The organism is Agromyces sp. MMS24-K17, assembly GCF_043950245.1.
GTDB lineage: Bacteria > Actinomycetota > Actinomycetes > Actinomycetales > Microbacteriaceae > Agromyces.
Map to the genome: position 1 here is coordinate 250,065 of NZ_CP171640.1, position 13,635 is coordinate 263,699.

General features: G+C 72.9%; 12 protein-coding genes. 8 read left to right on the top strand and 4 right to left on the bottom strand.

Annotation, left to right across the window (positions count from 1 at the left end; translation table 11 throughout):
- Positions 1-136: 136 nt before the first annotated feature.
- The 3 genes from ACGGZK_RS01040 to ACGGZK_RS01050 all read right to left on the bottom strand — a co-directional run bounded on the left by ACGGZK_RS01040 (position 137) and on the right by ACGGZK_RS01050 (position 4,361).
- Positions 137-1,075, bottom strand: coding sequence for an ABC transporter permease (locus tag ACGGZK_RS01040; protein WP_395244419.1), 939 nt, complete (start codon positions 1,073-1,075; stop codon positions 137-139).
- Between the two features lie 133 nt (positions 1,076-1,208).
- Complete coding sequence (locus tag ACGGZK_RS01045) at positions 1,209-2,846, bottom strand: TIGR04028 family ABC transporter substrate-binding protein (protein WP_395244420.1); 1,638 nt, start codon at positions 2,844-2,846, stop codon at positions 1,209-1,211.
- A gap of 57 nt (positions 2,847-2,903) precedes the next feature.
- Positions 2,904-4,361: an NtaA/DmoA family FMN-dependent monooxygenase gene (locus tag ACGGZK_RS01050; RefSeq protein WP_395244421.1), complete on the bottom strand. Its 1,458-nt coding sequence runs from the start codon at positions 4,359-4,361 to the stop codon at positions 2,904-2,906.
- 180 nt (positions 4,362-4,541) lie between these two features.
- Here ACGGZK_RS01050 and ACGGZK_RS01055 point away from each other — a divergent pair, with 180 nt between their 5' ends.
- From ACGGZK_RS01055 to ACGGZK_RS01070, 4 genes are all read left to right on the top strand, one after another.
- On the top strand, positions 4,542-5,816 hold the full coding sequence (locus ACGGZK_RS01055; protein WP_395244422.1) for an ABC transporter permease: 1,275 nt from the start codon (positions 4,542-4,544) through the stop codon (positions 5,814-5,816).
- Entirely contained in the window at positions 5,813-7,741 is a 1,929-nt protein-coding gene (locus tag ACGGZK_RS01060) for an ATP-binding cassette domain-containing protein (protein WP_395244423.1), read from the top strand. The genes ACGGZK_RS01055 and ACGGZK_RS01060 overlap by 4 nt, the downstream gene beginning before the upstream one ends.
- A complete protein-coding gene (locus ACGGZK_RS01065) occupies positions 7,738-8,430 on the top strand; it encodes a TetR family transcriptional regulator (protein WP_395244424.1) in 693 nt (230 codons plus the stop codon). The genes ACGGZK_RS01060 and ACGGZK_RS01065 overlap by 4 nt, the downstream gene beginning before the upstream one ends.
- A gap of 138 nt (positions 8,431-8,568) precedes the next feature.
- On the top strand, positions 8,569-8,862 hold the full coding sequence (locus ACGGZK_RS01070; protein ID WP_395244425.1) for a Fe-S cluster assembly protein HesB: 294 nt from the start codon (positions 8,569-8,571) through the stop codon (positions 8,860-8,862).
- A 131-nt stretch (positions 8,863-8,993) separates the two neighbouring features.
- On the opposite strand, the gene ACGGZK_RS01075 is transcribed toward ACGGZK_RS01070, so the two are convergent.
- Positions 8,994-9,875, bottom strand: coding sequence for an aldo/keto reductase (locus ACGGZK_RS01075; RefSeq protein WP_395244426.1), 882 nt, complete (start codon positions 9,873-9,875; stop codon positions 8,994-8,996).
- A 160-nt stretch (positions 9,876-10,035) separates the two neighbouring features.
- Between ACGGZK_RS01075 and ACGGZK_RS01080 the strand changes: the two genes are divergently transcribed.
- The 4 genes from ACGGZK_RS01080 to ACGGZK_RS01095 all read left to right on the top strand — a co-directional run bounded on the left by ACGGZK_RS01080 (position 10,036) and on the right by ACGGZK_RS01095 (position 13,619).
- Positions 10,036-11,094 (top strand): DNA polymerase IV, encoded by a 1,059-nt coding sequence (locus ACGGZK_RS01080; protein WP_395246016.1) that lies wholly within the window; start codon positions 10,036-10,038, stop codon positions 11,092-11,094.
- A gap of 102 nt (positions 11,095-11,196) precedes the next feature.
- Positions 11,197-11,598 carry a group 1 truncated hemoglobin gene (locus tag ACGGZK_RS01085; RefSeq protein ID WP_395244427.1) on the top strand — a complete coding sequence of 134 codons (402 nt, stop codon included), beginning with the start codon at positions 11,197-11,199 and terminating at the stop codon, positions 11,596-11,598.
- A 6-nt stretch (positions 11,599-11,604) separates the two neighbouring features.
- On the top strand, positions 11,605-12,810 hold the full coding sequence (locus ACGGZK_RS01090) for a globin domain-containing protein (RefSeq protein ID WP_395244428.1): 1,206 nt from the start codon (positions 11,605-11,607) through the stop codon (positions 12,808-12,810).
- Positions 12,807-13,619: a DivIVA domain-containing protein gene (locus ACGGZK_RS01095; RefSeq protein WP_395244429.1), complete on the top strand. Its 813-nt coding sequence runs from the start codon at positions 12,807-12,809 to the stop codon at positions 13,617-13,619. The genes ACGGZK_RS01090 and ACGGZK_RS01095 overlap by 4 nt, the downstream gene beginning before the upstream one ends.
- Positions 13,620-13,635 lie beyond the last annotated feature (16 nt).

Sequence of the window (13,635 nt, forward strand, 5' to 3'; positions counted from 1 at the left end):
CGCGCTGGTCCCGCAGGTAGCGCAGCGACCTCCCCCTCCGCTGGTCGAGCAGGGAGCGCAGCGACCGTGTCGAGACCGTCCCGGTCGCGAACCGCGCCGTCGCTGCGCTCGGGCGCTACTCGACCCCCGATGGCGGTCATGCGGCCACCGCCTTCCGCTTGAGTCGGGGGTCGAGCACCGGGTACACCAGGTCGACCACGAGGTTGACGACGACGAAGACGAGCGCAGCGAGGATCACGACGGCCTGGAGCACCGCGACGTCCTGGTTGCGCACCGCCTCCTCGGTGAGCCGGCCGATGCCGGCCCGCCCGAACACCGTCTCGGTGACGACGGCGCCGCCGATGAGCTCGCCGATCAGCACGCCCGCGATGGTCACGGTCGGCAGCAGGGCATTGCGCGCGACATCCCGCCACAGCACCCACGCGTGGCTCGCGCCCTTGGCGCGCACCACCGCGACGAACGGCGACCGGGTGGTCTCGTCGATCGACCGGGCGAGGATCTGCGCGAGCGGCGCCGAGATCGGGATGGCGAGCGTCACGACCGGCAGGATGAGCGCCTGCACCGGGTCGGCGCCGATCACGGGCACGAGCCGGAGCTGGAACGAGAAGACCTGGATCAGCACGATGCCGAGCCAGAACACGGGGATCGACACGAACGCCCCCGGCAGCGCCCGCAGCGCGTTGCGGAGCCATCCGAACGGGGCGAGCGTCGAGAGGAACGCGATCACGACCGCGATCACGACCGCGAGCAGGAAGCCGAGGGAGGCGAGCGCGAGGGTGTCGGGCAGGGCCGAGCCGATGAGCTCGTGCACCGCGGTGCCGTACTGCACGGAGTAGCCGAAGTCGCCGACGAGGAAGCCGGTCAGCGTGTGCAGGAACTGCTCGGGCAGCGTGTTGTCGGCGCCGTAGGAGGCCCGGATGGAGGCGATCTGCTCGGGCGAGAGTCCGAGTTCGGGGCTCTCGAACTTGATCAGCACGGCGTCGCCGGGCAGCGCCTGGAGCAGCACGAAGGTCGCGGTGAACGCGACCGCGAGCACGATCAGCGCCTGGCCGGCACGTCGCAGCACGTAGGGCATCGGATGCCTCCTTCCTCGGTGGGTGATGGCGGGTCGGTGGGTGATGGCGGGTCGGTGGTCGAGTAGCGGCGGAGCCGCGTATCGAGACCCGTTGCGAGGTCTCGATACGCTCCGCTACTCGACCACCGGCGGGTTAATGCTGGTCGAGCCAGGTGTCGTAGAACTGCGGACGGGCGACCGACTCGGTCGTGAAGCCGTGCACGTACGGCGCGGCGCCGTAGACCTGCGGCTCCTCGAACAGCGGGATCACGTAGGCCTGCTCGGTCAGGTAGTCCTGCACCGCGGCGGATGCCTCGTCGCGCTTTGCGGGGTCGGGCTCGGAGGCCACGGCCTCGAGCAGGCGGTCGAGCTCGGCGTCGTTCGAGAGCAGGGTGTTGCGGTTCTTCGTGTGGTACTGGCTCTTGATCACGTCGTTGTCCGCGCGGCCGACCATCGAGTGGTAGAGCGGGGTCTTCAGCGGGTCCTTGATGTCCTCGGCGTAGCTGCCCGAGTCGGCGGCCTTGACGTTCAGCTCGACGCCGATCGCCTTGAGCTGCTGCGCCACGAGCTCGAGGGTCTGCTTCGACAGCGGCTGCGGGGCGGCCTCGTAGACCGTCAGCGACAGGCGCTGGCCGTCCTTCTCGCGGATGCCGTCGGCGCCGACCGTCCAGCCGGCCTCGTCGAGGAGCTCCTCGGACTGCTCCGGGTCGTAGGCGAGGGCCTTCGACTCGTCCTTGTAGCCCTTGGCGGTCGAGGCGAGCTGCGAGGTCGCGACCGGGTAGTTCGCGGTGAAGATCGTGTCGACGACCTCCTGCGCGTTCACGCCGTGCACGAGCGCCTGGCGCACCTTCAGGTCGCTGAGCAGCGGGTTCGTGAACCGCAGGCCGAGCGAGTTGTTCACGCCGCGGGTCGGGGCGCCGATCACCTCGAAGCCGGCCGACGCGACCTGGGCCTCGTCGAACGCCTGCACGTAGCGGATCAGGTCGGCCTGGCCGGCGAGCAGCGAGCCGATGCGCACGCTGTCCTCCGGGGTGACGACCACGTCGATCGCGTCGAGGTAGGCGCGGCCCTGGTGCTCGAACGAGGGCGGCGCCCAGTCGTAGTCCTCGCGGGCCTCGAGGTGGAGCGACGTGCCGATCTCCTCCTCGGTGGCGACGAAGGCGCCGCTGCCGACGATCTCGGCGGCGTTGCCCGCACCCCAGTCCTCGAGCTTGCGGTCGAGGGTGGCGGGCGAGACGAGGCCCGAGTTGATCGTCGAGGTGGCCTGCAGGAAGCCGGGCGCCGGAGCCGCGAAGCGGAACGTCACGGTGTCCTCGTCGACGACCTCGCTCGAGGCGTAGTTGTTGATCGCCTCGGAGACGGTGAGGCCGAGGTCCTTGTTGCCGAGGCCGTAGGTGTCGAAGTTCTTCGCCACGGCGGCGGCGTCGAGCGGGGTGCCGTCGGAGAAGGTCACGCCGTCGCGGAGGTCGAAGGTGTACTCCGTGGCATCCGCGTTCACCGTCCACTCGGTCGCGATCCACGGCTCGATCTCGAGCGACTCCGGGTCCTGCCAGGTGAGGCGCGCGGTGAGGTTGTTCACCAGGCCGCCGTTCGGGTAGAAGCCGGCCTGCGGCGGGTAGAGCGTCGTGTAGGTCTGGTGCTCGAGGTAGGTGAGCGTGCCGCCCTCGACGGGCTCGCTCGCGGCGGCCTCCGTGGCGGCGGGCTGGGCGGATGCGCACGAGGCGAGCAGGGCGACGGCGGCGAGAGCCGTGCCGCCCGTGGTGAGCGCGGTTCGGAAGCGATGCGTGGGCATGGTGGGTCCTCTTGGGTCGAATCGATGCTGTATGCGGGAAGGGGGTGGTGGACGAAGCTACGGACGCCGTGACGACCGCTCAACCGCGGGACGACCGCGGAGGTCACCGGCCGTCGCGAGTCGCAACCCGCCGTCACCGGGGGTCACGTGCACGTTCTCGGGCCGGCTCAGGCCGAGCCGTTCGCGGAGCGTCACGGGCTCGTCGGACGGCTCCTCGACGACGCCGAGCCGGCGCAGTTCGGGCACGACCTGCTCGGCGAAGGCCTCGAACTGCGACGGCTGGGTGGCGGCGAGCACGTTGAAGCCGTCGACGGCCTCGGCTTCGGCCCAGGCCGCGAACTCCGCCGCGATGTCGGGCGCGGTGCCGACGACCATCGACGCGTTCACGGACGCGGCGACGACGAGGTGGCGCAGCGTCGACGAGCGCTCGGCCCCGGGGTGGCGGCCGGTGCGCTCGGCGACGATCTCGACGAGTTCCTGCCCGAGCGGCGTGAACTGGGCGACGAGGTCGGCGGTGACGCTGCGCTCGGGCGACAGCTCGGTGAGGTCGACCCCGACGAGCTGCGAGAGGTGGGCGAGCGAGCGGTTCGCGGGGAGCGCCGCGGGCGGGCCGTCGGGCCAGTCCTCGGCGATCTGCACGAGCTCGGAGAGCCGGTCGGCGGTCTGCTGCGCGGCCTCGAGGGTGGGGCCGACGATCGGCAGCACGGGCGCGATCACCTTGAGCGTGCGGTCGTCGCGGCCCGATTCGAAGGCGAGCGCTCGGAGGTCCTCGCGGAGCGCGGCGGCCTGGTCGCGCCCGGAGACGGCGACGAGGGCGAGGTCGGCGCTCTGCGCCGCGAAGAGCCGCGAGCGCGGCGACGTGCCGGCGTGCACGATCGGGAGGTGGCCCTGGACGGGCCGCACGGCGTTCAGCGGCCCGGTGACGCTCAGGTGCTGGCCATGGAAGTCGGTGGCGTGCAGGCGCGACGGGTCGAGGAACAGCCCGGTCTCGGGGTCGGCGACGATCGCGTCGTCCTCGATGGAGTCCCAGAGCCGGCGGAGCACGTGCTCGAACTCGACCGCGCGGTCGTACCGCGACTCGTTGGCGGCGTGGAAGTCGACGCCGAAGTTGCCGGCCGCGCGGGGCTCGGCGCCCGTCACGAGGTTGAGGCCGGCGCGGCCGCCGCTCAGCACGTCGATCGACGCGGTCGCGCGGGCGAGCGTGTACGGGTCGGTGTAGCTGGTGTTGGCGGTGGCGATGAGGCCGATGCGGCTGGTGATGCCGGCGAGGTAGGTGATCGCCGAGATCGGGTCGATACGGGCGACGAGGTAGGGGTCGCGGTAGGCGAGGTCCTCCCCCGTGGCGAGCCAGTCGCCGAAGAACAGGTAGTCGAGCCCGGCGGCCTCGGCGACCTCTGCGGTGCGCCGGAGCACGGCGGCGTCGCCGCGCGGGTCGCGGTGCGCGCCCGGGTAGCGCCAGCCCGACGGGTACGCGCCGATGGTGCGGACCATGGCGCCGATGATGAGACGTGGCATGTGTGAACCTCCCGAAGCCGAACGTAGGGAGGCCGAACGGGGCGCCGCGACCCCGTCCGTCACACGTCGGAACCGGACGTCACACCACGATTCCGGGCGTCATCGAACGATTCAGGACGTCACGCGGCGCCATGTGACGAACCCTTGCGGAAATTCCCCAAGCGGAGAATAATCCGCGGCATGCGCGCAGTGATGCTCAAGGAATTCCAGGAACTCCGCCGCGACCGCCGCACCGTCGCCCTGCTCGTCGTGATGCCGCTGCTGCTGCTCGTGATCTTCGGCTACGCCGCGAACTTCACGGTCGAGCACCTCACCGTGACGGTCGTCGGCAGCGCCGCCGCCGACGTCGAGGACCGCATCGACGAGGACGACCTGCTCTCCGACCACCTGGAGGTCGTGGCATCCGACCCCGACGGCACCGAGGCCGACGCCGAGGAGGCGCTCCGCGACGACCGTTCCGACCTCGCGATCGTCGCCGACGACCCGGCCGACCTCCAGGTGCTCATCGACGGCTCGAACCTGTTCGCCGCGCAGTCGGCGATCACCCTGTTCGCGCAGGTGCAGCAGTCCCTCGCGCAGGAGGCGGCGCAGCAGGCCGCCCAGGCCCAGGCCGCCGGCGAAGCGCCCGCACAGGCGCAGGCCGCGCCGACCGTCGACGTCGAGATCCTCTTCAACCCCGACCTGAAGACCTCGTGGGTGATGGTGCCGGCGATCATCGGCCTCATCCTCACCTTCATCGGCACGGTCATCACGAGCATCGGGCTCGTCCGCGAGCGCGAGGCGGGCACGCTCGAGCAGCTCGCCGTGATGCCGCTGAAGGCGAGCGGGGTCATCCTCGGCAAGATCACGCCCTACTTCCTGCTGGCGAGCTTCGACATGGTGCTCATCACCGTGCTGGGCATGCTCCTGTTCGGCATCCCGTTCAACGGGCCGGTCGCCGTGTTCGCCGTCGGTGCGGCGCTGTTCCTCTTCGTCGTGCTCGGCATCGGCGTGCTCATCTCGTCGGTGTCGCAGACCACCGGGCAGGCGATCCAGCTCGCCCTGATGACGCTGCTGCCGCAGATCCTCCTGTCGGGCATGATCTTCCCGCTGTCGGCGATGGCGCCCGGCGTGCGCTGGATCGGCTACCTCCTCCCGCTCACCTACTTCACCGAGGTGTCGCAGGGCGTGATGATCCGCGGCGCCTCGTGGGACGCGCTCTGGCTGCCGCTGACGATCCTGGCCGTGATGGCGATCGTCGTGTTCGGGCTCGCCGTGGGCCGGCTGCGCCGCAGCATCTCCCCCGCGAAACCGCGCGCCGGCGGCGGCCACGGCCACCGGCCGGGCGGGCACGGTCGCGGGTCGGCCGACGGGGGGCACGGTCGGGCGGCGCACCGCGCTCCGGGCGAGGCGGATGCCGCGGGCGTACCGGATGCCTCGGGCCACGACGCCGCCGCCCCGGAGGCGGCCCGGTGACCGCCGCGACGAGCGGCACGGCGCCGACGACGGGAACGGGCACCGCCCTCGGCGTCGACGGCGTCACCGTCGCGTTCGGCCCGGTCGCCGCGCTCGACGACGTCACCCTCGCCGTGCCGCGCGGCCGGGTCACGGCGGTCGTGGGCGGCGACGGCGCGGGCAAGTCGACCCTGCTGCGGGTGCTCGCCCGGCGCATCGTGCCGCAGTCGGGCTCGGTGTCGACCCTCGGCCGCGAGCGCATCGGCTACCAGCCCGCCACGAGCGGCGTCTGGGCCAATATGACGGTCCGCGAGAACCTCGAGTTCGTCGGCCGGTCGTACGGCATGGCGGCGCGGGCCATCCGCTCGACGGGCGACGAGCTGCTGGAACGCGCCGCGCTGACGGCCGCCCGCGACCGGCTCGGCCGCGACCTCTCGGGCGGCATGCGGCAGAAGCTCGGCTTCGTGCTCGCGATGCTGCACGCGCCTGAACTCGTGCTGCTCGACGAGCCCAGCACGGGCGTCGACCCGGTCAGCCGGGTGGAGCTCTGGCGCCTGATCTCGGGCATCGCCGTCGGCGACACCGCGGTGCTGATGGCGACGACGTACCTCGACGAGGCGCAGCGCGCGACCTCGGTGCTCGCGCTCGACGGCGGCCGGGTCATCGCCGAGGGCGAGCCCGACGCGATCATCGACGGGCTGCCCGGCACCGTCGCGCTGCTGCCGGCGGATGCCCCGCCCGGCCCCGGCACCTGGCGGCGCGGGGTGCGCCGGCACGTGTGGGTGCCGCGCGGTGGGGCGGCGCTGCCGCCGGGCTCGGAGCCGATCGCCCGGCCCGACCTGGAGGACGCGCTCATCGCGCTCACGCTCGCGGCGCGGCCGGCCGGCAGCGACGGCGACGGCGACGAGGCATCCGCTCCGCCCGAGGCATCCGCTCCGTCCGAGGCCCCCGCCCACACGACCCTGCGCAACGCAGGAGATTCGACCCCATCCCCCCTCCACAGCGGGGATACCGCCCGATCTCCTGCAGTTCGCAGCACGTCGGGGCCCGCGCACGCGACCTCGGGGAGTGCGGCCGCCGCGGCACGCCACGTCACCCGGCGGTTCGGAACGCACCTCGCGGTCGACGACGTGTCGCTCGAGGTGCTCCCGGGCGAGATCGTCGGGCTGATCGGGGCCAACGGCGCCGGCAAGACGACGTTCCTGCGGATGCTCATCGGCCTGGACCGGCCCGACGAGGGCGAGGCGGAGCTGTTCGGCTCGCCGCCGGACGACGCGTCGCGACGGCGGCTCGGCTACGTGCCGCAGGGGCTGGGACTCTTCCGCACGATCACCGTGGCGCAGAACGTGGAGTTCGCGGCCCGCGTCTACGGCACGCCGCCCGCGGAGCTGCCGCCGTCGCTCCGCCCGATCGCCGGCGACGTCGTGAACGACATCGGCCTCGGCCGGCAGCGGCAGCTCGCGTTCGCGCTCGCTCTCGGGCACGACCCCGAGCTGCTCGTGCTCGACGAGCCGACCTCGGGCGTCGACCCGCTCGCGCGCGCCCGGCTGTGGGACCTCATCCACGAGCAGGCCGCGTCGGGACGGGCCGTGATCGTCACCACCCACTACCTGCAGGAGGCCGAGCAGTGCACGCGGCTCGCGCTGCTCTCCCGCGGCCGACTGCTCGGCGTCGGCTCGGTCGACGACCTCACGGCCGGCACGACCGCGGTGCTGGTGCGATCGGACGCCTGGCAGCAGGCGTTCACGGCGCTCGGCGACGCCGGCCTCCCCACGATGCTGACGGGTCGGGACATCCGCGTCGCCGGCGTCCCGCCCGAGGAGGTGCGAGCGACGCTGGACGCCGCCGGCGTCGGGGCGTCCGTCGCCGTGGTGGCGCCGACGCTCGAGGAGACGATGGTGCTGCTCGACCGCCCGGAGCCCGGCGCGAACGCGGCGGCCGCATGACCGGCCGCACCACGGGCGCCCGGTCCGGCGCCCCGGCCGGCGCCCAGTCCGGCCGCCGCCGGGGGCGCTCCACGACCAGGGACGACCTCGTCGCCGCCGCCCGCATCGAGTTCGCGCAGCACGGTGTCGATGGCACGACGACCCGGCGCATCGCCGCGCGCGCCGGCGTCGACCCGGCGATGATCACCCACCACTTCGGCTCGAAGGACGGCCTGTGGCAGGCGGTGCTCGAGTTGCCGATCGACCCCGCCCAGGTGGTCGAGACCCTGCACGACGTGCCGCCCGAGCGCGCCGGCCGGGCCCTGCTGGCCGCCCTGCTGCACACGTGGGACTCGCCGATGGGCGGGCCGCTGCTCGCGGTGCTCCGGAGCGCCGTGCGCAATCCCGGGTTCGCCGCGCAGGCGCGGGACTTCGTCGTCGGCCGGGCCATCCTGCCGTTCGTCCGCCGCGTGGCGCCGGAGCCCGGCGGGGAACGCGCCGCGGAACGTGCCGCGCTGGTGGCCAGCCAGGTCGGCGGGCTCATGATCGCCCGGTACGTGCTGCGCATCGAGCCGCTCGCGTCGGCCGACCACGAGTGGATCCTCGCCCGCGTCGGGCCGACGGTGCAGGGGTACCTGACCGGGCCGTTGCCGGGCGGCGCGCAGGCCGAGGCGGAGGGGGCGCGCGAGGACGCGCGCGAGGACGCGTAGGGTCGCGCATCGCGGGTCGTTGCGCAAGGGGGTTCCGAGGATCGTCCGGCCCGGGCATCGTTGGGGACTTCATGTGCCGTGCGCGCGCACGAAGACGCCGCACGGCATGCCGAACAGCGAGTGAAGGGAGCAGCCCGAATGCTCACGCTGACCGATACCGCCAGCCTCGTCGTCAAGGAGCTCGTCTCACGACGGGGCGGGCCCGACAGCAGCGGCCTGCGCATCTCCGCCGACGAGCCGGAGTCGACCGACTTCGCCGTCGCCATCGTGCCCGCGGCCGACACCTCGGACGTGGTCGTCGAACAGGACGGCGCACGCGTGTTCCTCGGCGGCGGCGCCGGCGAGGCGCTCGACGACAAGACCCTCGACGCCCGTGTGGACGAGGAGGGCCGCGTGGCCTTCGACGTCCTGCCGCAGCTGCCGTTCGAGTGAACGACGCCGCCCGCACGCGGGCGGCCCCACGGACGCGGACCCCGGCGCCACCTCCCCTCGTGCGCCGGGGTTCCGCACGTCCGGGCGGGTGCCGGCGGCCCGGCCCCCAGAGGCCGGACCGCCGCCGCGGATCAGGCCTCGTCGATCACGAGGTCGAAGAACGCGTCGCGCGGGACATCCGGATCGGGCCCGCCGCGGACGCCCGTGTCGAGCGCGTCGATCGCGGCCAGTTCGTCGGCGGTGAGCTCGAAGTCGAACACGTCGAAGTTCTCCGCGATGCGGCCCGGGTTCACCGACTTCGGGATCGCCGACCGGCCCTCCTGCAGGTGCCAGCGCAGCATGACCTGCGCCGGCGACTTCGCGTGCGCCCGCGCGATCCCGACGATCGCCGGATCCTCCATCACGTTGCGCCGGTGGTCGCCCCAGCCCGGGTAGAACGTGATGCCGCCGATGGGCGACCAGGCCTGCGTGAGGATGCCGTGCCGCGCGTTCGCCGCCCGCACCTCGGGCTGCGTGAAGTACGGGTGCAACTCGACCTGGTTGACCGCGGGCACCACCTCGGTGGCCTCGAGCAGTCGGTCGAGGTGCGGCGGCATGAAGTTGCTCACGCCGATCGCCCGCACGCGCCCGTCGGCGAGGAGGGTCTCCAGCGCCCGGTACGCCGCGATCACCGAGTCGAACCGATTCGGTGCGGGCTGGTGCAGGATCAGCAGGTCGAGCCGGTCGACGCCGAGCTTGCCGATCGCCTTGTCGTACGCGTGCAGGGTCTGGTCGAAGCCGTAGTCGCTCACCCAGACCTTGGTCTCGATGAAGACGTCGTCCCGGTCGACGCCCGATCGGCGGAGGCCCTCGCCCACCTCGCGCTCGTTGCGGTACGCGGCGGCGGTGTCGATGTGCCGGTAGCCCGTGCGCAGGGCCGCGTCGACGGCCGCGGCGGTCTCCTCGGGGGCGCTCTGGTAGACGCCCAGGCCGAGGGCGGGCATGGTGACGCCGTTGTTCAAGGTCAGTTCCATGTGGTGCTCCTTCTTCCCCGTCCACGCTAGGCAGCGGCTCCGGCGGCGGGAAGGCACTGACAGGACCCCCCTTGGGTGGAACCCGAGGCTGGCGCCGGTTCCCCGGAAGGCGGCGATTCCGCGGCAGACTGGGCGGGTGAGCGAGCACGGGCGCCCGTGGGTGCTGCACGTCGACCTCGACCAGTTCATCGCGGCGGTCGAGGTGCTGCGGCGCCCGGAGCTCGCGGGCCTGCCGGTCATCGTCGGCGGCCGGGGCGACCCGACCGAGCGCGCGGTGGTCTCGACGGCGTCGTACGAGGCGCGCGCGTTCGGCGTGGGCTCCGGGATGCCGCTGCGGATCGCGGCCCGCAAGGTGCCCGACGCGGTGATCCTGCCCGTCGACGCGCCCGCGTACCTCGCGGCGTCCGAAGAGGTCATGTCGACCCTCCGCGCGGTGCCCGGCGCGGTCGTGCAGGTGCTCGGCTGGGACGAGGCGTTCGTCGGCATCGACGCGGATGACCCGGAGCCCGTGGCCCGCGGCATCCAGCGGGCCGTGCTCGAGCGGACCCGCCTGCACTGCAGCGTCGGCATCGGCGACACGCTCGTGCGCGCGAAGGTCGCGACCGGCTTCGGCAAGCCGCAGGGCGTGTTCCGCCTCACCGCCGAGAACTGGCGCGAGGTCATGGGCGAGCGGCCGACGATCGCGCTCTGGGGCGTCGGGCCGAAGGTGTCGCGCCGCCTCGCGGCGCTCGGCATCGGCACGGTCGCGGAGCTGGCGGATGCCCCGCCCGACGTGCTGGCCGCCGAGTTCGGGCCGCGCATGGGCCCCTGGTACGGCGAGCTCGGGCGGGGCGACGGCGCCCGAGTGGTCGACGACACCCCGTGGGTGGCGCGCGGGCACAGTCGCGAGACGACGTACCAGCACGACCTCGTCGAGGCATCCGACGTCGACGACGCCCTGCGCACGCTGGCCGCGGCGGTGCTCGACGACGTCGCCGCGGAGGGGCGACCGGTGATCGGCCTGACCCTGAAGGTGCGCTACGCGCCGTTCCTCACGAAGACGTACCAGCGGCGCATCCCGCAGACCGGCGACCCCGCCGTCGTGCTCGAGGCGCTGCTCGGGCTGGCCGCCGACCGCATCGAGCCCGAGCGGCCGATCCGGCTGCTCGGGGTGCGTGCCGAGATGACGATGCCCGACGAGGCGCGGGACGGGCACACGCCGACGCGCGGCGGGTGGTGAGCACGGCCGACACGGGGTCGACCTGTGGACAACTCGCGATGCCCCCGCCGTGTTTCTGGTAGGAATGGACGGCCCCTCCCCCAGGCGATCGGAGATTCGACGATGACTTCCACCACGCAGACCGAGCCCCAGGCCGAGAGCGACTACGCCGCGGTCGGCGGCGCCCCCGCCATCACGGTCGTGGTCAACCGGTTCTACGAGCTGGTGCTCGCCGACGACCGCCTGCGCGGCTACTTCGACGGCATCGAGCTGGTCCGCCTCAAGCGGCACCAGGTCGCCCTCGTGTCGCAGGTGATGGGCGGCCCGGTCGCCTACGACGGGCGCGACCTGCGCACCGCCCACGCGAACCTGCACATCACGGCCGACGACTTCGCGGCCGTGGCGGGTCACCTCATCGCCGCGCTGACCGAGGCCGGCGTCCCGTCCGAGATCATCGACCGGACCGTCTCCGCCGTCGCCGCCACCCAGCCCGACATCGTCGAGGTGTCCGCGACGGAGGCGTAGCCCCGGGTGGACACCGCGGCGCTCAAGCGCACCTGGTCGCTGGCGGAGACGCTCGGCGACGAGGTGCCGCTGTTCTTCTACTCGCACCTGTTCTACACGCACCCCGAGATCAGGGCGATGTTCCCGGTCTCGATGGCGACCCAGCGCGACCGGCTCGTCGGCGCGCTCGGGCGCATCGTGTCGAACGTCGACCAGCTCGACGAGGTGACCGCGTTCATCCAGCAGCTCGGACGCGACCACCGCCGGTTCCAGGTCATCGCCGACCACTACGACGCGGTCGGCCTGTCGCTGCTCACCACGCTGAAGCACTTCCTCGGCGACCAGTGGACCGAGGAGCTCGCGGCGGACTGGGCTGCGGCGTACGGCGTGATCGCGACGACCATGGTGCAGGCGGCCGAGGAGTCCGAGCGGAGCAGCCCGGCCTCGTGGACCGGTCACGTCACCTCGGTCGACCGGCGCAGCATGGACGTCGCGATCGTGCACCTGCAGCCCGAGCCCGCGTTCGAGTTCGAGCCCGGCCAGTCGGTCGCCGTCGAGACCCCGTACGCCCCTCGGCTGTGGCGCTACCTCTCGCCCGCGAACGCCCCCAGACACGACGGAACCCTCGAGTTCCACGTGCAGCTCGTGCCCGGTGGGCAGGTGTCCTCGGCGATCGTGCGGCTGCTGAAGGCCGGCGACACCCTGCGGTTGGGGGCCGCCGTCGGTCACGAGCTGACCCTCGACGGCGCGGACCTCGAGCGCGACCTGCTGATGGTCGCCGGCGGGACGGGGTTCGCGCCGCTGCGCGCGCACCTCGAACGCATCGACCTGCAGTGGCAGGCGACCGGCGACGCGCCGCGGGTGCACCTGTTCCACGGCGCGCGCGTCCCCTGGAACCTCTACGAGCACAAGCTGCTGCAGAGCCTCACCGGCCGCCCGTGGTTCACGTACACGCCGGTCGTCTCCGACGATCGCAGCTACCCGGGCCGGAAGGGACTGATCGGCGACGCCGTCGCCGATGACCTCTTCGGTCCCGGCCCGATCGCGATGGTGTGCGGCTCGTCCCGCATGGTGCGCCACACCGTGTCGCGGCTCCGCGAACTCGGCTTCGACCCGGCCGACATCCGGTACGAGCAGTTCGCGACCCTCGACGTCGACAGCGACGCCGCCCCCGAAACGCTCGATCCCCCGCGGCCGACGCTGCCCGCAGAGCAGATGGGAAGTTCCCGATGACCCCCGACCAGGCAGACGAGGCGCAGACGCCGCCACCGGCGCCGGTGGCGGCCTCCAACAAGCCGGCGCCCAACGGCGGCCCCGCACCGGCCGCCGGCCTGGCCGGTGCCGTGGCACGCCTCTCGCAGTTGCGGAACTCGACCTTCGCCACCCGCCCCCTCGGGTACGACCGCGCGGAGGTCGACGGGTTCATGGCGGACCTCGCACGTTCGATCGACCGGGTCGCCTCGACCGGCACCGAGGAACGCGGCGTGCTGGAGTCGCTCCAGCAGGACTACACCCGCCTGCGCGCCGAGCATGCGCGGCTGCAGGCCGAGAACACCAGGCTCCAGTCGTTCTCGAACCCGGAGCTCGAGCAGGAGGTGACGCTCGGGGCGGTGGGCCTGCTCAGCCAGGCCCAGATGATCGCCGACAAGGCCGTCGCCGACGCCGAGCAGTACGCCCGCGACCTCGTGCTCAGCGCGCGCAACCAGTACCGCGAGGTGGTGGAGCGCGGGGCCGAGCGTGCGGCGCAGGCCGGGGCGACGGTGGTCACGCCGACGACGGCCTCGATGCCGCCGATGCCCGAGATCGAGTACGTGCGCACCTACGCGCAGGTCGCGCAGATCCAGTTGCGCTCGGTGCTCGACGCGCTCACCGAGCAGGTTGATCGCCTCGGCGTGCTGCCGCAGCCGCAGGTCGAGCCCGCGTCGACGGGCGCGCCCGCGCCCGTCGAGGACGAGGACCAGGTGCCCGATGAGGAGCCGAACTGGATCCCGGCGGTGCCCCCGCAGCCGACCATCCAGCGGCAGACCTACATCAGTCCCTGACGGCTCGGCGGACCGG